At 69.8% G+C, this 22,057-nt stretch carries 17 protein-coding genes, 1 tRNA gene and 1 pseudogene; 14 read left to right on the top strand and 5 right to left on the bottom strand.

Going from position 1 to position 22,057, the window contains the following annotated elements; genetic code table 11:
* The first annotated feature begins 28 nt into the window (after positions 1-28).
* Positions 29-511, top strand: a complete 483-nt coding sequence (locus QA861_RS05765; RefSeq protein ID WP_334587125.1) for a Dps family protein — start codon at positions 29-31, stop codon at positions 509-511.
* A 191-nt stretch (positions 512-702) separates the two neighbouring features.
* Here QA861_RS05765 and QA861_RS05770 read toward each other — a convergent pair whose 3' ends face one another.
* Positions 703-1,869: a sensor histidine kinase gene (locus tag QA861_RS05770; RefSeq protein WP_334587126.1), complete on the bottom strand. Its 1,167-nt coding sequence runs from the start codon at positions 1,867-1,869 to the stop codon at positions 703-705.
* Positions 1,870-2,022: 153 nt separating this feature from the next.
* Between QA861_RS05770 and QA861_RS05775 the strand changes: the two genes are divergently transcribed.
* From QA861_RS05775 to QA861_RS05795, 5 genes are all read left to right on the top strand, one after another.
* Entirely contained in the window at positions 2,023-2,391 is a 369-nt protein-coding gene (locus QA861_RS05775) for a DUF4333 domain-containing protein (protein ID WP_334587127.1), read from the top strand.
* 35 nt (positions 2,392-2,426) lie between these two features.
* On the top strand, positions 2,427-3,113 hold the full coding sequence (locus QA861_RS05780; RefSeq protein WP_334587128.1) for an ABC transporter ATP-binding protein: 687 nt from the start codon (positions 2,427-2,429) through the stop codon (positions 3,111-3,113).
* Between the two features lie 148 nt (positions 3,114-3,261).
* The gene (locus tag QA861_RS05785; protein WP_334587129.1) at positions 3,262-5,268 is read left to right on the top strand and encodes an FtsX-like permease family protein; all 2,007 of its coding nucleotides are present in this window, start codon (positions 3,262-3,264) and stop codon (positions 5,266-5,268) included.
* A 227-nt stretch (positions 5,269-5,495) separates the two neighbouring features.
* Positions 5,496-6,206: a response regulator gene (locus QA861_RS05790; RefSeq protein ID WP_334587130.1), complete on the top strand. Its 711-nt coding sequence runs from the start codon at positions 5,496-5,498 to the stop codon at positions 6,204-6,206.
* A gap of 91 nt (positions 6,207-6,297) precedes the next feature.
* Positions 6,298-6,825, top strand: coding sequence for an NUDIX hydrolase family protein (locus QA861_RS05795; RefSeq protein WP_044471876.1), 528 nt, complete (start codon positions 6,298-6,300; stop codon positions 6,823-6,825).
* Positions 6,826-7,032: 207 nt separating this feature from the next.
* Here the strand turns inward: QA861_RS05795 and QA861_RS05800 are convergent, their stop codons facing one another.
* Entirely contained in the window at positions 7,033-10,407 is a 3,375-nt protein-coding gene (locus QA861_RS05800) for a pyruvate carboxylase (protein WP_334590461.1), read from the bottom strand.
* Between the two features lie 99 nt (positions 10,408-10,506).
* Positions 10,507-12,321 (bottom strand): ABC transporter ATP-binding protein, encoded by a 1,815-nt coding sequence (locus tag QA861_RS05805; protein ID WP_334587131.1) that lies wholly within the window; start codon positions 12,319-12,321, stop codon positions 10,507-10,509.
* A 271-nt stretch (positions 12,322-12,592) separates the two neighbouring features.
* On the opposite strand from QA861_RS05805, the gene QA861_RS05810 reads away from it, so the two are divergent.
* The 6 genes and pseudogenes from QA861_RS05810 to QA861_RS05835 all read left to right on the top strand — a co-directional run.
* On the top strand, positions 12,593-13,594 hold the full coding sequence (locus QA861_RS05810) for a glycoside hydrolase family 43 protein (RefSeq protein WP_334590462.1): 1,002 nt from the start codon (positions 12,593-12,595) through the stop codon (positions 13,592-13,594).
* 249 nt (positions 13,595-13,843) lie between these two features.
* Positions 13,844-14,176, top strand: a complete 333-nt coding sequence (locus QA861_RS05815; RefSeq protein ID WP_334587132.1) for a ricin-type beta-trefoil lectin domain protein — start codon at positions 13,844-13,846, stop codon at positions 14,174-14,176.
* Positions 14,177-14,399: 223 nt separating this feature from the next.
* Positions 14,400-15,710 carry a cellulose binding domain-containing protein gene (locus QA861_RS05820; protein WP_334587133.1) on the top strand — a complete coding sequence of 437 codons (1,311 nt, stop codon included), beginning with the start codon at positions 14,400-14,402 and terminating at the stop codon, positions 15,708-15,710.
* A 22-nt stretch (positions 15,711-15,732) separates the two neighbouring features.
* Positions 15,733-16,905, top strand: coding sequence for a cellulose-binding domain-containing protein (locus tag QA861_RS05825; RefSeq protein WP_334587134.1), 1,173 nt, complete (start codon positions 15,733-15,735; stop codon positions 16,903-16,905).
* A 212-nt stretch (positions 16,906-17,117) separates the two neighbouring features.
* Entirely contained in the window at positions 17,118-18,593 is a 1,476-nt protein-coding gene (locus QA861_RS05830) for a cellulase family glycosylhydrolase (protein ID WP_443041547.1), read from the top strand.
* 299 nt (positions 18,594-18,892) lie between these two features.
* Positions 18,893-19,634: pseudogene (locus tag QA861_RS05835) on the top strand (tyrosine-type recombinase/integrase); the annotation flags it as partial.
* Between the two features lie 98 nt (positions 19,635-19,732).
* On the opposite strand, the gene QA861_RS05840 reads toward QA861_RS05835, so the two are convergent.
* Positions 19,733-19,806, bottom strand: a tRNA-Pro gene (locus QA861_RS05840).
* A 137-nt stretch (positions 19,807-19,943) separates the two neighbouring features.
* On the opposite strand from QA861_RS05840, the gene QA861_RS05845 reads away from it, so the two are divergent.
* Both QA861_RS05845 and QA861_RS05850 read left to right on the top strand, forming a co-directional pair.
* A complete protein-coding gene (locus QA861_RS05845; RefSeq protein ID WP_443041448.1) occupies positions 19,944-20,696 on the top strand; it encodes a thiamine pyrophosphate-binding protein in 753 nt (250 codons plus the stop codon).
* Positions 20,697-20,779: 83 nt separating this feature from the next.
* Positions 20,780-21,676, top strand: coding sequence for a transketolase family protein (locus QA861_RS05850; RefSeq protein ID WP_334587136.1), 897 nt, complete (start codon positions 20,780-20,782; stop codon positions 21,674-21,676).
* Positions 21,677-21,691: 15 nt separating this feature from the next.
* Here the strand turns inward: QA861_RS05850 and QA861_RS05855 are convergent, their stop codons facing one another.
* Complete coding sequence (locus QA861_RS05855) at positions 21,692-22,051, bottom strand: MmcQ/YjbR family DNA-binding protein (RefSeq protein WP_334587137.1); 360 nt, start codon at positions 22,049-22,051, stop codon at positions 21,692-21,694.
* Between the last annotated feature and the right edge of the window lie 6 nt (positions 22,052-22,057).

Consider the following 22,057-nt stretch of genomic DNA (forward strand, 5'->3'; position numbering starts at 1 on the left):
GGGCCGAGTCACGAGGAGGAGTTACCCCATGACTGTAGTGAAGAGCAGCCTGCCGGAGCCGGAACGCAAGATCACCGGCGACGCTCTGCAGGCGACCTTGGTGGATCTGCTGGCGCTGTCGCTGATCGGGAAGCAGGCCCACTGGAACATCGTGGGGCCGAGGTTCCGTTCGATCCATCTGCACCTCGACGAGGTGGTGTCGGCGACCCGTGCGTTCTCCGACACGGTGGCGGAGCGCTCGGCGGCGCTCGGAGTGCCGCCGGACGGCCGCCCGGAGACCGTCGCCTCGGCTTCCGTGTTCCAGGGCCCGAAGGACGGCTGGATCCAGGACACGGATGTCGTCCAGTTGCTTGTCGAGGCACTGGCGACGGCGATCGAGCGCCTGCGTGAACGCATCGACGCGACGGAAGAGGCGGACCCGGTGACCCAGGACCTGCTGATCGGCATCACGGCCGAACTCGAGAAGCAGCGCTGGATGTTCGAGGCGGAAAACGCGACCCGCGGCGACTGACCGAGTTCTTCCCCCTCTCTCTCCATCTCCTCACCCTGGTCAGCTCCACAGCCGTCCCCCGTCCACGCGTCCCGCCCGGTAAGACCGCTACTTGACCCGGCCGCAGAACGACCAACACCCCTTCGAGGATCAGTCAGGTCTCCTCGAAGGGGTGGTCGTGTGTTCCGACCACGATGCCGAGGTGCGTACCGTCATGGCTTCCCCGTGGGGAAGAGCGCCCGCACCTCCCACCCTTGCGTCCGCCCGGTCGGCGGCCCCGCGCGCAGGTCCCCGCCCAGTGCCGTGACGCGTTCCGTGAGGCCGACCAGGCCGAAGCCGCCCCCGTGGGCGGCGGCCGGGAGCTGGGTGCCGCCCCGTCCGTCGTCGGTCACCCCGACCTCCAGCGTGCGCCCGTCGTGGCGGAGCCGGACGGTGATCTCTGTGGCGTCGGCCGCGTGCCGTCGTACGTTCGTCAGCGCTTCCTGCACCACCCGGAACGCGGCGGCCTGCACCTCGTGCGGGAGGTCGTCGGGCACGGCGGGGTCACGGTCGAGGGTGACGTGCTGGACCGGGTTCGCGAAGCCTTCCGCCAGTTCCGCGATGCCTGCCAGGTCGCCGACGGGCCGGCGGTCTGCGGCGTCGGGCCCGGTGTCGCGCAGCACGCCGACGGTACGGCGCATCGACGCCAGGGCCTCCGTCGCCGCGCGTTCGATGCCCGCCAGGACGGTGTCCAGGCTCTCCGGTTGGGTGGTCGCCATCATGCGGGCCATCTGGGTCTGGACAAGGATCCCGGTCACATGGTGGGCGACGAAGTCGTGCAGGTCGGCGGCGATCGCCACCCGTTCCGCCCGCCGGGTGTCGACGACCGCTGCGGCTCGCCGGTGGTCCAGCGCGCGCAGATACCCCGCGAGACCGGCGACGATGCCGATCAGGACGAGCTCCACCAGCATGAATCCCAGTAGGCTTGTCCGGTCGTCCCGATAGAAGCGCGCGGGCGTGCCGAGCAGCGCGGCGGCGTTCAGGGCCGCGCAGATGACGGCCCAGGGCTGCGGGCATTGCCGTACCGCCATGAACAGCAGAATCAGCAGCACGAGCGTCTCGCCCGGACCGAACGGGGCCTGCTGGTCCAGCAGCAGCGAACCCGCTGTGAACAGCATTGAGACGACGGCCGGTACGCCCGTGCGCAGTTGCGGAGTGAACCACTGCGGCCGCCGGCTGCTCGGCCACAGCAGAGCGGCGTACCCGAGCACCAGGACAAGCACGTGGGGCCAGACCACGTAGCCACTGTCCGTCGCGTCGACGACGTCGACAGCCCCGGCCATGACCAGGAGTGCGACGACGAAGGCGCGGGAGCAGTTGCGGGGCGAATCCGATGTCATGCGGATCACCGTATGCGCGGACGGGAACGACGGGATCGGCCGAATGGCCGAGGAGCCGGTCCGCGAGAGTGGCCGGACGGCCGAGGCGCGCGCCCATGCCCGCGGGACAGAGTGGAGCCAATTCCCACCCGGTCCGACCTTCAGGAGTACGAGATGCAGCGCAAGGCCCTCATCAGCGTGATCGGCGGTGCGACCGCTGCGGTCGCCCTGGCCGGCGTAGGTACACATCTGCTCGCGGGCACCGAGTCGACAACCTCTCTGGACAAGTACACGGCGGTGACGGTGGACGGCCACAGGGCCCTGTCGGGAGGGATCGTCGCGGGGCGCGCCCAGAGCAAGTTCCACCCACTTCCCTGGGTGGGCACGAAGGTCTCCCAGGTGTCCTGCCCGACCGGTCTGAAGGCAGTGGCCGGCGCGAGCATCACCTGCACCGGCCACACCGGCAAGGGCAAGGACATCGACATACCGGTGACGGTGGTCAAAGCGACGAATACCTCGGTGACCTGGAAGTTCGAGCGCTGAGCAACGGCGAAGAGACCAAGGAGAACGAGGAGACGATGAGCACTGTCCTGGCCGGTCTCGGCCTCACCAAGAAATACGGCTCCACCACCGCTCTGCACGGCGTGGACGTGAAGGTCGGCGTCCGCGAGTCGCTGGCGATCATGGGGCCGTCCGGGTCCGGGAAGTCGACCCTCCTGCACACCCTGGCCGGAGTGGTCCGCCCGGACGGCGGCGAGGTCCTGCTGCACAGTGGGCGTATCGACAACCTGGGCGAGAACCAGCTGAGCGAACTGCGTCGCAAGCAGTTCGGATTCGTGTTCCAGTTCGGCCAGTTGCTGCCCGAACTGCCCGCCGAGGAGAACATCGCCCTGCCGCTGATGCTGGGCGGCATGCCCCGTGGCCGGGCCGTCTCCCTCGCCCGTCGCTGGTTCGCCCCGCTCGACCTCGACGGTCTGGAGAAGCGCCGTCCCGGTCAGCTGTCCGGAGGTCAGGCCCAGCGCGTCGCGATAGCCCGCGCCCTGGTCGTCCAGCCCGACGTGGTCTTCGCCGACGAGCCGACGGGCGCGCTGGACCAGGTGACCAGCGAGGAGGTCATCCGGCTGCTGACCTCCGTCACCCGTGAGCAGGGTGCCTCCCTGGTGATGGTCACACACGATCCTGACGTGGCCGCCCACTGCGACCGCGTCCTCCAGGTCCGTGACGGCCGCATCACCGGCCATCACCAGTACACCGTCGCACCTTGAGCCACGGTCTGCAGTACACCGTCACCGTCGCGCCCTGAGTCACGGTCCTCGCCGCTCCAACGCCCCTCCCCCTGGCACTGGTTCGTCCTCGCCCCCTTCTGCCCCGATCACCGGCCGCTGCGCCCTTCCTGAGCACCCCGGAGCCCTCATGTCCTCGCCCGTCCCCCAGCTGACGTGGTTTCTCGCACGCCGCTCCGGCCGCCGCGGCCTGCACAGCCAGTTGCTGGCGGCCGGCGCCGCGGCGGTCGGCGCGCTGATCCTCCTGGTGCTCACGGCCGCCTGCTTCGGCAGCGGCACCCGCGCTCACGACACGGCCTGGCGCACCCCTGCCCCCGACCGGCATGGCACCGCCGTCCAGACGCTCGGAACGAGCTATCTCGGCGACCGCCCGGTCACCGTGGTCTCGCTGGCCCAGTTGCCGGGCCGGAAGGCCACTCCGGCACCCCCGGGGCTGACCGAGTTCCCCGAGCCCGGGCAGGTGTACGTCTCGCCCGCCCTGGCCGACCTGCTGCACAGGACACCGGCGAAGCAACTCGCCGACCGCTTTCCGAAAGTGTCCTCGTACGGCGCCATCGGCGACGCCGGTCTCGCGGCGCCGCAGGAGCTCGTGGCCGTCGTGGGGAAGGCCGCGTCCGATCCCACGGTCTCCTCCGCGGCCGAACCGCTCGGCTTGTTCGGCCAGTTCGGCGGGTTGACCGCCCGCTCGGTGATCTCCGGCTTCGACGGCACCGACGTCAGCGTGTTCACCTCGGCGGACAAGCCCGCGGTGTCCGTCGGTGTGGCGATCGTCGCCGTGCCCGTGGTCGTGCTCGCAGCTGCCGCCGGACGGCTCGGCGCGGCCCGCCGTGAGCAACGGCTCGCCGCACTGCGACTGGCCGGGGCGACACCGCGCCAGATCCTCGCGATGACCGGCCTGGAGTCGGCGGTCGTCGGGGCGGCCGGGGCGCTGACGGGCGCGCTGGCCTACTGTCTGCTGCTGCCCGCGCTCGCGAAGATCCCGTTCGGCATCGGCAGCTGGTACACGGACCAGTTGTGGGTGGGTCTGCCCTGGCTGCTGGCGGTCACGGTGTTCGTGGCCGGACTGATCGCGGTGAGCGCGATGCTGACGCTGCGTCAGGTGGCGGTCTCCCCGCTGGGCGTGGCCCAGCAGGCGAACCCGCGCCGCACCCGTCTCATCCGCCTGGTCCTCTTCGCGGCAGTCCTGCTCTACAACTACGTGACAGCCTCCTCGGGCAGCCCTGGGCCCCGCGAGCAGCTCGCGATGCTGCTCATGTTCTACGGCGCCTTCTGGCTGCTCGGCCCCTGGGTGGTGGACCGCCTCGGCCGGATCACGGCCCACTTCGCCCGCCGTCCGGCGACCCTGCTGGCAGCACGCCGGCTCAGCGACGACCCTCGCGGCTCGTGGCGCACCGTCAGCGGGCTGGTCCTCGCCGGGTTCGTGGCCGGGTTCTTCACCGTCGGCAACGTGGGCATCGAGGACTACCACTATCCCGATCAGGTCGCCGTACCCACCACGAGTGCCGCCACCGCCCGCACCGCCGCCTCCGAAGCCCGTTCACTGCTCGACGCGGCCGGAGTGAAGGCGACCGTCACCACGAGCAAGGGCGACGACGACTTGCTGAGCAGTTCCACCGGTGTGCTGGTTCACGTCTCCGGCGGGACGGAGCAGCTCGACACAGCCGTCACCGCCCTCTCGAACCTGGTGCCGGGCCAGCTGCCGTACACCCAAAACTACGCCAACGCCGAGAACGACGCGTTCACCGGTCGGCTGGGGGAACTCGGCACCGCCGCCCTCGCCGTCAGCTTCCTCGTCGCGACCGCGTCCGCCGGGCTGACCGCCGCCGCGAACGTCCTCGACCGGCGACGTGTCTACGCCCTGCTGCGGCTGGCCGGCACTCCGTTGAAGCTTCTCGACCGGGCCAGGTTCCGTGAGACGGTCCTCCCGCTGGTCGTCCTCGCCGGTGGCACCACCGCCGCCGGAATCTACGCCGCCTTCCAGGTCAACAAGATGTTCGACAGCACGATCAGCACCTCGGGCGCGGTGACCCTGGCGGTGTGCATAACCGTGGGCGCGCTGGCCATGTTCGCGGCGATCGGAGCGAGCAGGCCGCTGCTGCGGGCGGTCACGGAGAACGCGGCGCAGACGGCGGACTGAGAACGAGGGACGACGGAGGACCTGGGGGCCGACATCGGGGAGGGGACAGCCGCCTACCGGACGCCGTCCCCTCGCCCTTCTCCCACGCCTCACGGCCCCTCGCCGCTCCCCTTCTCCCCCACTCCCCCCCCCATCCCCCATCCCCCACGTCGTTCCCCTCGCCCCTTCCCCCTCTCCCTCCGCTCCACCCCACTCCGCCCCTCCCACCCCTGAGGCATGATCGAGCCATGACTGCCGCCCCGCCCAGCCCCCCGATCCGCGTCCTCATCGCGGACGACCAGGACATGGTCCGTACCGGCTTCCGCTTCTTCCTGGACGCCCAGCCCGACATCACCGTCGTCGCCGAGGCCTCCAACGGTGAGGAGGCCGTGGCACTGGCCCGCCGTGAGCGTCCTGACGTGTGTCTCCTGGACATCCGGATGCCCAAGCTCGACGGCCTGGAAGCGACCCGGATCCTGGCAGGCCCCGGTGTCGCCGACCCGATGCGAGTCGTCGTCGTCACCACCTTCGACCTCGACGAGTACGTGTACGGTGCACTGCGTGGCGGCGCCTGCGGGTTCCTGCTCAAGGACTCGGGGCCCGTCCTGCTCGCGGAGGCGGTGAGGGCCGCGGCGGCCGGGGACTCCCTGGTGTCGCCGTCGATCACGGTCCGTCTGCTCCAGCACATCACCGCCCCGCACGCCACCGCGTCCCGACTGGCAGTTCCGCCCCAGGTCTCCGCCGCGACGCTCGCGGAACCGCTCACCGACCGGGAACTCGACGTGGTCCGGCTCGTCGCACTCGGTCACACCAACGCCGAGATCGCCGCCTCGCTCTTCGTCTCCCTCTCCACGGTCAAGACGCACCTGTCGAGCGTGCAGCTGAAACTGGCCGCGCGGAACCGGGTGGAGATCGCGGCCTGGGCATGGCAGAACGGGCACGCGCGCCCGGAGGTCTGACAGCGGCGGGTCAGCCGGATGTGGCGCGTTCGACGTGGAGAGGCTCTGCAGAAACAGGACGACTTGAAAGTACGATCAGCCAATGTCTGAGATGATCGAAACCACGCCCGGCTGGCTGGCACCCGACGAACTCGAGCAGTCCCGCGCCCGGATGCCGATCCTGTACGTAGAAGCCGTACCGGTGCGTGTCGACGACAACGGCGAAGTCACCAGTATCGGTCTGCTCCTGCGCATCGGGTCGGACGGCAACGTCAGCCGCGCTCTGGTGTCGGGCCGTGTTCTGCACCACGAGCGCGTACGCGACGCTCTTATGCGCAATCTGGAGAAGGATCTCGGCCCGGTGGCACTGCCCAGGATCCCGGCCTCCCCGCAACCCTTCACTGTCGCGGAGTATTTCCCGACATTGGGCGTCACCCCGTTCCACGACCCGCGCCAGCACGCGGTGTCCCTCGCCTACATCGTCCCGGTGGCCGGCGACTGCCGCCCCCGCCAGGACGCCCTCGATCTGGTCTGGTTCAGTCCGGAGGAGGCGTCCTCCCCCGTGGTCCAGAACGAGATGCCGGGCGGTCAGGGGATGCTCCTCAAGCAGGCCCTGGCCCATGTCGGCCGACTGTCCTGAACAGTCGGCCACCACCGAAACCCAGGAACTACCGAGGTTCCCGCGGCCCTCTCCCGCGCATTCGATTCCGAGAATTCGGCTGACGCCGCGTGGGGTCGCGTCACGTCTTCCGTCACCGGGCGGTGAGGCGGCTCGGGGGTGAAACCCCGAGCCACCCCCGTCGCAACCCGATGTACGTGTGCCGGCGGGGGGCCGGCCGTCCCGGATTCAGGCGATCTCGACGAGCAGGTCGCCGCCCTCCACCTGCTGGATCCTGTTGATGGCCAGCCTCGTCACCTTTCCGGCCTTCGAGGCGGTGACCGCGGCTTCCATCTTCATCGCCTCGATGGTGGCCACCGTGGCGCCGACCGCCACCTCGTCCCCCTCGGCGACGGCGAGCGTCACCACTCCGGCGAAGGGCGCGGCGACATGGCCGGGGTTGGCCCGGTCCGCCTTCTCCGTGGCCGGGATGTCGGAGGACACGGCGGTGTCACGTACCTGGATCGGCCGCAGTTGGCCGTTCAGCGTGGACATCACCGTGCGCATGCCGCGTTCGTCGGCCTCGCCCACGGCCTCCAGCTCGATGAGGAGCCTGACACCCGGTTCGAGGTCGACGGAGTACTCCGTCCCGGGACGCAGCCCGTAGAAGAAGTCCTTGCTGGCCAGCACGCTGGTGTCGCCGTAGGTCTGCCGGTGCGTCTCGAACTCGCGTGCGGGGCCGGGGAAGAGCAGCCGGTTGAGCGTCCCCCGCCGGTCTTTCGCCAGCCCCGTTCGGTCGTCCGAGGTCAGTTCCGCCATGGGCTTGGGGGCGGCCCGGCCCTCCAGTGCCTTGGTGCGGAACGGCTCCGGCCAGCCGCCGGGCGGGTTGCCCAGCTCGCCGCGCAGGAAGCCGATGACCGAGTCGGGGATGTCGAACCTGTTCGGCGTCGCCTCGAAGTCCTCCGGCGAGACGTCGGCGCCTACGAGGTGGAGGGCGAGGTCGCCGACCACCTTCGACGAAGGGGTGACCTTCACCAGCCGGCCGAGGATCCGGTCTGCGGCGGCGTACATCGCCTCGATCGCCTCGAAGCGGTCGCCGAGGCCCAGCGCGACCGCCTGGGTGCGCAGGTTGGACAGCTGTCCGCCGGGGATCTCGTGGTGGTAGACCCGCCCGGTCGGCGAGGCGAGGCCCGCCTCGAACGGTGCGTAGATCTTCCGGACGCTCTCCCAGTACGGCTCCAGGTCACCCACGGCCGTCAGGCTCAGCCCGGTGGGCCGCTCGGAGTAGTCGGTCGCGGCGACGATGCCTGACAGCGACGGCTGCGAGGTGGTGCCCGCCATCGACGCCACCGCGCCGTCGACCGCGTCCGCGCCGGCCTGGATCGCGGCGAGGTAGGTGGCGAGCTGGCCGCCCGCGGTGTCGTGTGTGTGGAGGTGCACCGGCAGATCGAACTCGCGGCGCAGCGCCGACACGAGGGTCGCGGCGGCCGGGGCCCTCAGCAGGCCCGCCATGTCCTTGACGGCCAGGACGTGGGCACCGGCCTCGACGATCTGCTCGGCGAGGCGGAGGTAGTAGTCCAGGGTGTAGAGCCGCTCGGACGGATCGGACAGGTCTGACGTGTAGCACAGGGCGACCTCGGCGATCGCCGTTCCCGTCTCGCGTACGGCGTCGATCGCGGGCCGCATCTGGCCTACGTCGTTGAGCGCGTCGAAGATCCGGAAGATGTCGATGCCGGTGGCCGCGGCCTCCTGTACGAAGGCGTCGGTCACCTCGGTCGGGTACGGGGTGTAGCCCACGGTGTTGCGGCCGCGCAGCAACATCTGCAGACAGATGTTCGGTACGGCTTCGCGCAGGGCGGCCAGGCGTTCCCAGGGGTCCTCGGCGAGGAAGCGCAGCGCGACGTCGTAGGTGGCGCCGCCCCAGCACTCCAGGGACAGCAGCTCGGGCAGGGTCCGCGCCACCACCGGGGCGATGGCGAGCATGTCCTTGGTGCGAACCCGGGTGGCGAGCAGCGACTGGTGGGCGTCGCGGAACGTGGTGTCGGTGACACCGATGGTCGGCGACTCGCGTAGCCACCGGGCGAAGCCCTCCGGGCCCAGTTCGACGAGCCGCTGCCGGGAGCCCGCCGGCGGCTCCGAGTCAGGCAGAGGCGGGATCTTGCTGACCGGGTCGATCAGTTCGGGGCGTTCGCCGTGCGGCTTGTTCACGGTGACGTCGGCGAGGTAGGTGAGCAGTTTCGTGCCGCGGTCGGCGGAGTGACGTGCCGTGAGCAGGTGCGGCCGTCGCTCGATGAACGACGTCGTGACCCGGCCGGCGCGGAAGTCCGCGTCGTCGAGCACGGCCTGCAGGAACGGGATGTTGGTGGCAACGCCACGGATGCGGAACTCGGCCACGGCACGCCGGGCCCGGCTGATCGCGGTCCCGAAGTCGCGGCCCCGGCAGGTGAGTTTGACCAGCATCGAGTCGAAGTGCGCGCTGATCTCCGTACCGGCGTGGGTGGTGCCGCCGTCCAGCCGGATGCCGGAGCCGCCGGGCGAGCGGTACGCGCTGATCCTGCCGGTGTCCGGGCGGAAGCCGTTGGCGGGGTCCTCGGTCGTGATCCGGCACTGCAGTGCGGCGCCGTGCAGGGTGACGGTCTCCTGGGAGAGCCCGAGGTCGGCCAGTGTCTCGCCGGAGGCGATGCGCAGCTGTGCCTGGACGAGGTCGACGTCTGTGACCTCCTCGGTGACCGTGTGCTCGACCTGGATGCGCGGGTTCATCTCGATGAAGACGTGGTTGCCCTCGCGGTCGAGGAGGAACTCCACGGTGCCCGCGTTGCGGTAGCCGATCTGCTCGGCGAACCGCACGGCGTCGGCGCAGATCCGGTCCCGCAGTTCCGGGTCGAGATTCGGCGCGGGCGCCATCTCGATCACCTTCTGGTGGCGCCGCTGTACCGAGCAGTCACGTTCGAACAGGTGGATGACGTTGCCCTGGCCGTCGGCGAGGATCTGTACCTCGATGTGGCGTGGCTCGACGACCGCCTTCTCCAGGAAGACCGTGGAGTCGCCGAACGCGGAGGCCGCCTCACGGGCCGCGGCCTCGATCGACTCGCGCAGTTGGGCGGGTTCCTCGACCCTCCGCATGCCGCGCCCGCCACCGCCGGCGACGGCCTTGACGAACACCGGGAAGCCGATGTCGTCGGCGGCGCGGACGAGTTCGTCCACATCGGCGGAGGGCGCCGAGGAGGCCAGCACCGGTACGCCTGCCGCGCGGGCGGCGGCCACCGCACTCGCCTTGTTGCCGGTCAGCTCCAGCGTGTCGGCGCTGGGCCCGACGAAGGTGATGCCGCCCTCTTCGCAGGCGCGCGCCAGATCGGGGTTCTCGGACAGGAACCCGTAACCGGGGTACACCGCGTCCGCGCCCGCCTGACGCGCCGCGCGGACGATCTCCTCCACGGAGAGGTACGCCCGGACGGGATGTCCGGGACGGCCGATCTCGTAGGCCTCGTCGGCCTTCAACCGGTGCAGTGAATTGCGATCCTCGTGCGGGAAGACGGCCACGGTCCTCGCGCCCAGCTCAAAGCTGGCGCGGAACGCGCGAATGGCGATCTCACCACGGTTGGCGACCAGCACCTTGCGGAACATCCTGGATCCCTTCAGCCTGCCGGTGACGCGCCCCATGGTGTCGGCCCGGCCCGGCTCGCGCCATGTGAGCCGGGCCACTCACACCCACCGGGGGCACGTTCAGCGGAGGTCGGCCGAGGCAGGGGTCTCGTCCAGGAAGCCCCCCGACTGGTGCTGCCACAGCTTCGCGTAGGCGCCCTCCGACGCGAGCAGCTCCTGGTGCGTGCCCTGCTCGACGATCCTTCCGCGGTCCAGGACGACGAGCCGGTCCATGGTGGCGACCGTGCTCAGCCGGTGCGCCACCACGAGAGCCGTCCGTCCCTCCATGAGCCGCCACAGCGCCTCCTGGACGAGGATCTCGCTCTCGGAGTCCAGGGCGCTGGTGGCCTCGTCGAGCAGCAGGATCGGCGCGTCACGCAGGATCGCCCGGGCGAGAGCGACCCGCTGGCGCTGTCCGCCGGACAGCTTGACCCCGCGTTCGCCCACCATGGTGTCGAAGCCGTCCGGCAGCGCGTCGGCGAACTCCGTGACGTGCGCCGCCTCGGCCGCCCGGCGGATCTCGGCCTCGGTGGCGTCCGGGCGGGCGAACACGATGTTGTCGCGGAGCGTGCGGTGGAACATCGCCGGGTCCTGCGGCACGTAGGCGATCAGGCTGCGCAGGTCCCTCTGGCGCAGCAGGCTGATGTCCTGCCCTCCGATCATGATCCGCCCGGCGTCGATGTCGGTCATCCGCAGCAGCAGCCGACTGAGGGTGGTCTTGCCCCCGCCGGAACGGCCGACGAGGCCGATCTTCGCTCCGCCGGCCACCGACAGGTCGAGTCCCTCGAAGAGCGGCTCGGCGCCGGCGTGCGCGAAGGTCACGTTCTCGAAGCGGACGTCGGCGGCCCTGGACCGCAGGGTTTCCGGCGCTGCGGGGTCGAGCACGGTCGGCGAGGTCAGCAGCAGTTCGGTGAACTGCGCGGCCTCGGTCATCGAGCTCTCCAGCCGACGGTAGATCTGGCTGAACTCGAACATGATCCGGGTCGCGTTCGAGTAGTACGTGAAGGCGACCACGACCGTCTCCACGCCGTGCCCGCCCCCCGCGAGGGTGACCGCCAGCAGCAGGCCCAGGGCGTTGGTGAGCACGGACAGCGGCGCGACCAGTGTGTCGATGCGCAGGTTGCCGTAGTCCCACGACCGCAGCATGAGCCGCCGTGACGCCGCGACCCGGGACCGGTGCTCGGCGGCCTCACGTTCCTCGGCGGCGAACGCCCTGACCGTGTCCATGTTCGTCAGGCTGTCGGCGACATGGCCCGACACCTGGGCGATCGCCTCCTCGCGCTTGTCGACGAGCGCCTGGCGGCGCCGGATGAGGGGCACCACGCACAGCGCCGTCAGTGCGATCATCGCCAGCAGGCCGACCACCAGCAGCGGTTCGTAGCGCCACAGCACCACCGACCCGAACACGAGTGGCACGAGACTGCCCACGACCTGGAACGTGAGGGTGTCGACGAACTCCTCGAAGCGGGAGGCGAAGCTCAGGACCCGCTTGGTCAGCGACCCGGCGAAGTTGTCGTGGAAGAACGCGGCGTCCTTGGCGAACAGTTCGTCCATGCCGATCACGTACAGATGCTCGATGCCGCGGGCGTCGACACGGTTCAGGCAGTGCAGGCCGATGCGCCAGAGCACCTCCGAGAGCAGCATGACGCCGGCGAAGGCGACCACGTAGGGCAGCGCCGAGCCGGCGGCGACGCCGTTTTCGTCGGCGATGCGGCCGACGAGCTTCGCGACGATCAGCGGCGCGATGTAGGCGAGGCCGATGTTGCCCAGCGCCGGCAGCAGCATCGCGGGCACCGTCAGCCGGCGGAGACGGGCCAACTCCTGTCCGTAGTAGCGAAGGGCGAGGAGCACAGGCCCCTTGCCCGGTGGATCCTTGGGCGATTCAGGCGATCCCATTCCAACCCTGTGATGTCGTAGGGCGGCCGGCCACTCGCCTTCGCCAAGGTCGTCCAGGCAGGCGGGCACGACGCCGCCGCCCCCGCGAAGCTCGCGGCGACGCCGACGTGTGGGTACGGGCAGGCCAGAAGTCGCAGTGTCCCGCGTCGGCTTCCCCGGGGTCCACGCGTTTTTCTCGGCCAACGCCATGCCCGAACACGGGTGCGAACCGAGGTCGGAGCGGTGCGTTTATCCTTCGACCGTGGCTGACACCGACACCGACACCACCCCGATGCGGCTTCCCGACATGCCGCTGCACGATCCGTTCGTCGTCGCCGACAACAGGACCCGCACCTACTACCTCTACACGTCCAACAACCCGTCCGTATCGGGCGTGGACGGCACCGGCACAATGGTCTACCGCAGCAACGACCTGCGGAACTGGACGCGCCCCGTGGTGGTCTTCCTGGCCGCCGAGCAGGAGGAGATCTGGGCGACCGACGGCGGCTGGGCGCCCGAGGTGCACGAATGGGGCGGCAGGTACTACCTGTTCACCACCTTGCATGACCAGAACAGACCGCTTCCGGTACCTCCGCCGAACCAGTGGGGTACGCCGTTCCAGATCCCGGCCTACATGCGCGGCACGATCACAGCCGTCTCGTCCTCGCTGCTGGGCCCGTTCACCGTCGTAGACCCCTCACGCCCCACCCCGCCCGAGAACCTCATGACGCTCGACGGCACGCTCTACGTCGACCCGTCCGGGCAGCCCTGGATGGTGTACGCGCACGAGTGGCTGCAGACCATCGACGGAACCATGGAGGCGATCCGGCTTGCCCCGGACCTGGCCCGGACCATCGGAGAGCCCCTCTTCCTGTTCAAGGGCTCGGACGCGTCCTGGCTCGCCGAGGAGATCCCCGGCGGCCTGCCGAACCAGCTCCCGCCGTACGTCACCGACGGCCCCCAACTCCACCGCACCCCTGACGGATCGCTGCTCATGCTGTGGTCGACGTACGAGAAGAACACCGTCGGCCCTGACGGGGCCATGAGCGGCGGCTATGTGCAGACCTACGCCACCTCGGCGTCCGGCGACATCACGGGGCCGTGGCAGCAGCACCGGCCGCTGGTCCGCGAGGACAGCGGTCACGGGATGCTCTTCCACACGTTCGACGACCGGCTGATGATGGTGCTCCACCGCCCCTTCGACAACGCGCGGGGCAAGCTGTACGAGATGGAGTTCGTCGGCCATGAGCTGCGGGTGCTCCGCCGACGCGCCGACCTCGACGGCGGCGGATGACGACTGACGCCACTGTGCGCAAACGACGGAGGCCGTCTTCTCATCGCTGAGAAAACGGCGCCCCCTCCGGCCTCCGACTTCCACAAGTCGGGACGACAGGATTTGAACCTGCGACCCCTTGACCCCCAGCAGTGAGGGCAAGGGTACTTTCCGGAGATATCAGGTTCAATCTGAGTGCAGGCGGTGGACGCGACGGGCCGTCGTGCACCTGCGCGCACACCGTGCGGTCCCCAGCTGGTCCCCAGGGCCATGACCGGCATGCTCGCCTACGCCTTCACCTTCCTCTGTCTCGACGGCGGCGGCACCACCCCACCGCCGCCCAGCACTTCCGGTGCGCTGCACGTGGTGGGTGCAGGCAAGTGCCTGGACGTGCCGACGATGGCAGGTACGCAGGTGCAGATCCGTGATTGCCAGGGCGGGGCCAACCAGCTCTGGACCCGCACCGGGTCCGGCCAGCTGACGGTGACCATGTCGGGCACCACCTTGCGTCCGGACGCCTACAACCACCAGACCACGTCCGGCACCAAGGTGGTGACCTGGCCGTCCAACGGCGGCATCAACCAGAAGTGGAACCTCAGCTGACTCCACCCCTGTCCGGGCCGGGCACGCCCCGGCTCGGACAGGGCGAAAACTCCGACGGGAACCTACCCCTTGTCAGGGGCATGACCCTCTTCTACAGTCCCCGGATACGGAGATTGTGGGAGCGCTCCCATTGGTGAGGGGTTCCAGCGCTCGCTCCCCTCCCTCCGAGAGGACTCCCGTACAAGCGTCACGGCGCCCCGTCACGAAGAAGGCGGATCCCCCCATGCAGCTTCTTTCGACCCCCCGCTCGCCCGCCCGAAGGCGCATCGCCACGTTGCTGGCAGCGCTCTGCTGCGCCGCGTTACCCGTCGTGGCCGCGGCGGCCCAGCCGCCCGCGGAGAGGGCCGCCGTCACTGAGGTCCTGGGTAACGCGACCCACTTCGCCGGGCTCGGCAGCCCCTACGGCGGCTGCGGTCTGCCGCAGCGCGAACTGGACAGCCAGGACTTCGTGGCGCTCAACGTGTTCAACACACCCGGCGACTACTCGAGCACCTACCCCCGCCCGGTGCCGGACTCGAACGCCTCGGTCAAGGGCGTCTTCGACAACGGCCGCAACTGCGGCCGCTGGGTCAAGGTCACCATCGGGGACTACTGCACCGGCACCAACGACGGCGCCCCGGGCCTGCCCTTCTGCCGCAACGGCTCCTGGGTGGCCGACAAGTACAACGGGGCCACCCTGACCATGCTCGTCGCGGACAGCTGCGCCGATTCCAACGCCTGGTGCCGGGACGACCCCAACCACCTCGACCTGGCAACCGACTCCCTCAACCGCTTCCGGACCGGCGGCACCCCAGTGGGGACGATGTACCCGGACCACTGGAACAACCGTCATGTCTCCTGGAGCTTCGTCCCGGCCCCGGACTACAGCGGCGACATCCGTATCGGCTTCCTCAGGGGAGCCCAGCGGTACTGGCCCGCCATCGCCGTCTCCCATCTGCCGGGCGGCATCCACGGCGTCCAGTACCTGGCGAACGGCACTTGGACCGACGCCGCAATGAACAGCGACATGGGGCAGTCCTACGTCATCGGCGCGACGGCCTCCGGCCAGAGCAGCTTCACCATACGGATCCGCGACGCAGCCGACGCCTGGCTGGGCGGCGGCCGTACGTACTCCTTCTCGCTGCCGTCGGGTTGCGCGGGAGGCTGCTCGCAGGACTACACCGCCGTCCCCTACACCACCGACAGCTCTGGAGGGACACCACCTCCCACTCCCGCGCCGAGCCCCTCCGGCGACACCGCCTGCACGGCGGAGTGGAAGCTGACCGGCTCATGGCAGGGCGGGTACCAGGCCGATGTCACGGTCACCAACACCGGGTCCCGGCCGGTCACCGACTGGTCGGTGCACCACACCCTGCCGGGCGGTGTGACCGTGGCGAACCGCTGGAACGCGGTGGTGGATCCGTCCCGCCCCGCCACCACCGTTCACAACGCCTCCTACAACGGCTCGCTGGCACCGGGCGCGTCGACGACCTGGGGGATGACGCTCAGCGGCGACGACCGAGCCCTCGGCACACTCTCCTGCACCGCGTCCTGACTCTCGGAGATTGACCATGGACATGACTTCATTACGCGTGCGCCGCCACCGCCTGCCGCTCTGGGCGTTGGTGCTGACCGTGGTGGCGGTGGCCCTTCCTGCCATCGCGACGTCGCGCGCTCAGGGCGCGGCGACGGGCTGCACGGTCACGTACACCGCCAACGAGTGGTCCGGCGGCTTCACCGCCCAGATCCGCGTCACGAATCTCGGCGCCGCCCTGAACGGCTGGCGGCTGGAGTGGACCTACGGCGGCGACCAGCAGGTCACGTCCGCCTGGAACGCGCAGGTCACCCAGTCGGGCAGTGCGGTGACCGCAGTGAACGTCGCGCACAATGCCGTGCTCGCCGCCGGCGGGTCCGTGGACTTCGGGCTCCAGGGCACCTGGCGCACCGCCGACCCGGCTCCCACCGCCTTTACCCTCAATGGCACGCCGTGCGGCGGAACCGCGAGTCCCACCCCGACGGCGACCGCCTCACCGACAGCGACCGCGACAGCCACGGCGCCGGCCGAATGCGCCGGGGCGACGATCTGCTCCGACTTCGAGGACCAGACCGGTACCGTGCCTTCGGGCCCCTGGCAGACCACGGCACCCGACTGCCAGGGCACGGGGAAGGTCAGCGTCGACACGTCCGTCGCCTACAGCGGCACCAGGTCGCTGCGCGTCGACGGCGGCGCCGGCTACTGCAACCACGTCTTCGCAGCCTCCACCCGCGATCTGTCCTCCGTCGGGCCCGTGGTGTACGGACGCATGCGGGTCCGGCACACCACCGCCCTGCCCACCAACCACGTCACCTTCGTATCCATGCCGGACGCCTCACAGGGCGGCAGGGCGCTGCGCGTCGGCGGGCAGAACGGCGCGCTGCAGTGGAACCGCGAGAGCGACGACGCGACGCTGCCGGAACAGAGCCCGGCGGGGGTCGCGCTCAGCACGCCGCTGCCGACCGGTCAGTGGCTGTGCCTGCGGTTCCAGATCGACACCACAGCCCAGTCCATGCGCACATGGGTCGACGACCGTGAGGTCGCCGGACTGCACGTGGACGGGGTGGCGACCCAGAACGTCGACGGGCAGTGGCTCGCCCGCAGGACCCCTCCCCGCCCCACCGGCCTGCGCCTGGGCTGGGAGAGCTACGGCACCGGGGACGACACTCTCTGGTTCGACGACGTGGCCCTGGGCTCCTCACCGATCGGCTGCTGACGCCCGCGTGGGATCCGTCGGGAAGACAGGATCTGAACGCGCGACAGTTGTTGATTCCTTGATCCGTACGGCACGCAGTACCCGCCCGGTGGACCGGTCAGCTGCAGGCCCTCGGCCTGGGCCCGGCTCACCAGCTCGTCGATCAGCTGGGTATCGAGCTCATCGATCCCTTACGGCAACGAGGAGATCAAGTGAAACGTCGTCACGCCTTAATGGCCACCGGTGCCGCCGGCGCACTGATCCTGGGTGGCCTTGCAGTCGCTACCCTGCCCGCATCGGCAGCCGCCACCGGCTGCTCGATCGCGTACAAGGTGCAGAGCGAATGGCCGGGAGGGTTCACCGCGAACCTGGCCATCACAAATCTCGGCTCCCCCGTGCGAGGGTGGACCGCCACGTTCGACTTCCCGACCTCCGACCAGAAGGTCACCAACGGCTGGAGTGCCACGTGGACACAGTCCGGAACCCGCGTGTCCGCCACCAGCCTCGACTGGAACGGGGCGCTGGATACGGGCGGGTCGACTTCCATCGGGTTCACCGGTGCGTGGAAGGGCGCCAATCCGGAACCCGCATCGATCGCGCTCAACGGCGTGGCCTGTACCGGCTCGGTGACATCCCCGACCCCCAGCCCCACCACCACTCCGACCAGCGGTCCCAGTGATCCGGCCCCGGAGCTGAAGGTTTCCGGTAACAAGATCGTCACCGCGAGCGGCAAGCAGTACCGGCTGCTGGGTGTGGACCGCTCCAGCGGTGAATACGCTTGTGTGCAGGGCAAGGGGCTATGGGACAGCGGCCCGGTCGACCAGGCGTCCGTCGACGCGATGAAGACCTGGAACATCCACGCGGTACGCGTGCCGTTGAACGAGGAATGCTGGCTCGGCATCAACGGCTCGCCCAGTGGAGCCACCTACCAGCAGGGCGTCAAGGACTACGTCAACCTGCTGGTGGCCAACGGCATCACCCCGATCCTCGATCTGCACTGGACCCGAGGTGCCTACACGAACGGGCCGGACTGGCACTGCAAGGACGCCACCGCGACGTGCCAGAAGCCGATGCCGGACGCGCAGTACGCCCCCCAGTTCTGGACCGGTGTCGCAGGCGCGTTCAAGGGCAACGACGCCGTCGTTTTCGATCTGTTCAACGAGCCGTACCCGGAGATCGCCGGCAACTGGGACAAGACCCTCGGCTGGACGTGCTGGCGAGACGGCGGCACCTGCACCGGCCTTCCCTATGAAACCGCCGGCATGCAGGACCTGGTCGACGCTGTTCGGGCCACCGGCGCGACCAACGTCCTCATGCTGGGTGGCCTGGAGTGGGCCAACGACATGCGGGAGTGGCTGACGTACAAGCCGACCGACCCACTGAACAACCTCGCCGCGTCCTGGCACTCCTACAGCTTCAACGCCTGCGCGACCGAATCCTGCTGGGACAGCCAGGTCGCGCCGCTCGCGCAACAAGTGCCGGTCGTCATCGGTGAGTTCGGCCAGGACAACTGCGGCTTCGACTACATGCAGCGGCTGGTCGACTGGGCCGACGCGCACAACATGGGTTATCTCGCGTGGACCTGGAACCCGTGGGGCTGCAGCACCGGCGCCGTACTCATCAAGGACTGGGCCGGAACCCCGGAGGCTGGCATCGGCGACGGGCTGAAGGCCCACCTGATCAGCCAGGACCCCTACACGACCCCGTAACGCGCACCCAGCGGCTGCCCAGCCGCGTTCGACGCCGCCCCGGCCGGATGCCCCAACGGCACAACTCGGCCCGGGCGGCTTTCGACCACCACGAGTGTGAGTGTGGCGAGGTGCTCGAACCACAGCCCACAGGGGAGTCGCCGGCTCCCGGACTCCAGGTGTGAAACCGGTCGGCGGCCGGCATCGGAGCGTCCCGCACCAGCCGGATGCCCATTCGTCCTTGTCCGACAGGATTCCTCGTGCGTGCAGGCGGAGGATCTGCTTGACAGTGCAGGTCACGAGCGCTTGGCGACCGGCTCCAGGCCACCCGTGACGGCATCGTCAAGGTCAAACCCGCCCGGGTGACCGGCTGGCAGAAGCTCTGCAAGCAGGCCGAGGACGAACTCCTCGACCCACGCGGGCTGGCACTGCCCGACTGGGAGACCCTCGTCCGACTGGCCGACACACTCGTGGCCGCCTACTACGACGACTACCGCGGTTGGGGAGACGTCGTCCTCTTCGCCGCGTGCACCGCCGCCCGGATCGGCGAGGTGTCCGGATGCCGCGTCGGTGACCTCGACACCGCCAGTGGATCTGGACCGTACGGCGTCAGACCACACCCGCACCCGGCGGGCTGACCGACAAGGGCAAGCGGGCCCGCAAGGTTCCCATCGTCGAAGAGATCCGCCCCCTCGTCGCCCAGCGCATCCTGTCTGCCGGCCCCGATCCCGATGCCCGCCTCTTCACCGGCCCGCGCGGCGGACGCATCTCCACCGCCGTCCCGCGCGACGCCACCCATTGGGACCACGTGGTAACCAAGCTCGGCTACCAGCACCTGCGCCGCCACGACCTCCGGCACACGGGACTGACCTGGTTCGCCGACGCGGGAGTGCAGGTCCATGTCCTGCGCCGGATCGCCGACCAGGGTCGCTGACCACCACCCAGCGCTACCTCCACCCGGACGTACACAAGATCACAGCCGCAGGCGCAGCACTCTCCGCGCACCTCAGCGTGCTCCGCGCACCACGCTCCCTGCCGAGCCCGATCGTCATGACCCGCTGACGCCGGTCAAGGACCCTGGCTCCAACTGGTCCCCAAGAATAGCCAAGGGCCGGTTTCGGATGCCTCCGAAACCGGCCCTCACCTGCGACTGTCTCCAGTCGGGACGACAGGATTTGAACCTGCGACCCCTTGACCCCCAGTCAAGTGCGCTACCAAGCTGCGCCACGTCCCGATGCGGTCTGACCTGGGCTTTCCCCTGGTTGAACGCGCATGGAAACAATACCGCACTCGGGTCGATGGTCGCGCACTCCTTTATTCGCACGTCCGCCACTTGACCTCAAGTTTGATTGAGGTCGCAGGATCGTCCCCATGACAGCCACAACCACGCACGCCGACCTGTCCGGGACACGCGACTCACACGACGCACCCGACCGGTACGGCACCCACGGACACGCCGAGCTGCCCGGGCTCATGGGGCTGATGACCGGCGACGAGAAGCACGGGCCTGCGGCGACCTCCACCCTGGATGTGCTCTGGGTCCTCTACGACCGGGTCCTGCGGGTGGGCCCGGACCGGATGACGGACCCGGAGCGTGACCGGTTCCTGCTGTCCAAGGGACACGGGCCCATGGCGTACTACGCGGTCCTCGCCGCCAAGGGCTTCCTGCCCGTGGACTGGCTGCCGGGCTTCGGCTCGTACGACTCACCGCTGGGCCACCACCCCGACCGGGTGCTGGTACCCGGGGCCGAGATCGGCAGCGGTTCGCTCGGGCACGGTCTGCCGATCGCCGTCGGTACGGCGCTGGGGCTGCGCGCCCAGCGGCTCGACAGGCCCGCGGTGTGGGTGCTGGTCGGCGACGCCGAACTGGACGAGGGCAGCAACCACGAGGCGATCGCCTTCGCCGGTCCCGCCGGCCTCGAACGCCTGCACACCGTCGTCGTCGACAACTCGTCCGCCAGCCACGCCAGGCCCGGTGGCATCGCCGCCCGTTTCGAGGCCGCGGGCTGGTCCACGTCCACGGTCGACGGCCGTGACCACGAGGCCCTGTACACCGCCTTCACCACGCCGGACCCCGGTCGCCCGCACGCGGTCGTGGCACGGGTCGAACCGAAGTCCGGCTGACCCGGCACAGCCCCGACCCGGTCCGGCTTTTCCGACCGTTCTCACCGATCTGATCTCACCGATCTGAAGGGATCCACTCCCCCATGGACACCATGCGTGACCGCTTCGCCCCCGTCCTGACCAGGCTGCTCGACGACGACCCACGCGTCGCCGTCGTCCTGGCCGAGATCGGCGCGGACGCGTTCGCCCGGGCGCGGGCCCGGCATCCCGACCGGGTGATCAACGTGGGCATCCGTGAGCAGCTTCTCGTCGGCGCGGGCGCCGGCCTGGCGCTCACCGGTATGCGCCCGGTCGTGCACACGTTCGCGAGCTTCCTCGTGGAGCGCCCCTTCGAGCAGGTCAAACTCGACCTCGGTCACCAGGACGTCGGCGCCGTGCTGGTGAGCGCCGCCGGCTCCTTCGACTGGCCGGCGGGCGGTTTCACGCATATGGCACCCGGTGACGTGGCCCTTCTCGACACCCTGGACGGCTGGACCGTCCATGTGCCGGGGCACCCCGACGAGGCCGAGACGCTGCTGCGGCACGCGGTCGCCGCGGGCGACGACAAGGTGTACGTCCGGCTGTCGGCGCAGTCCAACGCGGACGGGCGCGCGGTCGACGGCGTACGGTTCCTCACCGTCCGCGAGGGCCGCTCCGGCGTCGTGATCGCCGTCGGACCGATGCTCGACACCGTGCTCGCCGCCACGGAAGGGCTCGACGTCACCGTCCTGTACGCGACGACCGTACGGCCCTTCGACACCGCCGCCCTGCGCCGGGCCACAGAGGCGGCCAGCACCGACGTCGTCCTCGTCGAGCCGTACCTCGCGGGTACGTCGACCGCCGTCGTGAACGACGCGCTCCCCGATATGCCGCACCGGGTGCTGGGCCTGGGCGTCGGCCGCCGCGAACTCCGCAGGTACGGGGACATCGACGAGCACGTCGCCGCGCACGGGCTCGACGCACGGACGCTCCGGGAGCGGATCCAGGGGTTCGTGGCCTGAGCCCGCCCTCCGGGTTCAGTCGGCACCCGGCGCCCCCAACTCCGGGTAGGCGTCCAGCAGTCGGGGCGGGGCCGCCTGGCGCCAGGAGTCGGTGAGGATGTCCCGCAGTTCGCCCTCGTCCTCCAAAGCTGCAAGGCGCACTCTCACCCAGGCGAAGCCCGCCTCGTGGTCGGCGATCCAGAACTTCTCCGGCTCGGCCAGGACCAGTTCGTCGCGCTCCTCCTTCGGACAGCGCACGGCGATGGAGGTCTCCTCCTCGGGCAGCGTGGCGAACATCTTCCCCGCCACCCGGAACGTGGGCATGCTCCAGGCGATCTTCTCCGAGGTGTCCGGCAGGGAGAGGGAGATACGGCGTACGTCTTCGGCTTCCGACATGCAACG

This window comes from Streptomyces sp. B21-083 (assembly GCF_036898825.1).
GTDB lineage: Bacteria > Actinomycetota > Actinomycetes > Streptomycetales > Streptomycetaceae > Streptomyces.

Bases quoted from the DNA above. Each gene is read 5' to 3' on its own strand.
- QA861_RS05770 (WP_334587126.1), bottom strand. From the start codon at position 1,869: ATGACATCGGATTCGCCCCGCAACTGCTCCCGCGCCTTCGTCGTCGCA.
- QA861_RS05825 (WP_334587134.1), top strand. From the start codon at position 15,733: ATGACTTCATTACGCGTGCGCCGCCACCGCCTGCCGCTCTGGGCGTTG.
- QA861_RS05810 (WP_334590462.1), top strand. From the start codon at position 12,593: ATGCGGCTTCCCGACATGCCGCTGCACGATCCGTTCGTCGTCGCCGAC.
- QA861_RS05785 (WP_334587129.1), top strand. From the start codon at position 3,262: ATGTCCTCGCCCGTCCCCCAGCTGACGTGGTTTCTCGCACGCCGCTCC.
- QA861_RS05855 (WP_334587137.1), bottom strand. From the start codon at position 22,051: ATGTCGGAAGCCGAAGACGTACGCCGTATCTCCCTCTCCCTGCCGGAC.
- QA861_RS05765 (WP_334587125.1), top strand. From the start codon at position 29: ATGACTGTAGTGAAGAGCAGCCTGCCGGAGCCGGAACGCAAGATCACC.
- QA861_RS05805 (WP_334587131.1), bottom strand. From the start codon at position 12,321: ATGGGATCGCCTGAATCGCCCAAGGATCCACCGGGCAAGGGGCCTGTG.
- QA861_RS05790 (WP_334587130.1), top strand. From the start codon at position 5,496: ATGACTGCCGCCCCGCCCAGCCCCCCGATCCGCGTCCTCATCGCGGAC.
- QA861_RS05815 (WP_334587132.1), top strand. From the start codon at position 13,844: ATGACCGGCATGCTCGCCTACGCCTTCACCTTCCTCTGTCTCGACGGC.
- QA861_RS05795 (WP_044471876.1), top strand. From the start codon at position 6,298: ATGATCGAAACCACGCCCGGCTGGCTGGCACCCGACGAACTCGAGCAG.
- QA861_RS05775 (WP_334587127.1), top strand. From the start codon at position 2,023: ATGCAGCGCAAGGCCCTCATCAGCGTGATCGGCGGTGCGACCGCTGCG.
- QA861_RS05800 (WP_334590461.1), bottom strand. From the start codon at position 10,407: ATGTTCCGCAAGGTGCTGGTCGCCAACCGTGGTGAGATCGCCATTCGC.
- QA861_RS05780 (WP_334587128.1), top strand. From the start codon at position 2,427: ATGAGCACTGTCCTGGCCGGTCTCGGCCTCACCAAGAAATACGGCTCC.
- QA861_RS05845 (WP_443041448.1), top strand. From the start codon at position 19,944: ATGACAGCCACAACCACGCACGCCGACCTGTCCGGGACACGCGACTCA.
- QA861_RS05850 (WP_334587136.1), top strand. From the start codon at position 20,780: ATGGACACCATGCGTGACCGCTTCGCCCCCGTCCTGACCAGGCTGCTC.
- QA861_RS05830 (WP_443041547.1), top strand. From the start codon at position 17,118: ATGGCCACCGGTGCCGCCGGCGCACTGATCCTGGGTGGCCTTGCAGTC.
- QA861_RS05820 (WP_334587133.1), top strand. From the start codon at position 14,400: ATGCAGCTTCTTTCGACCCCCCGCTCGCCCGCCCGAAGGCGCATCGCC.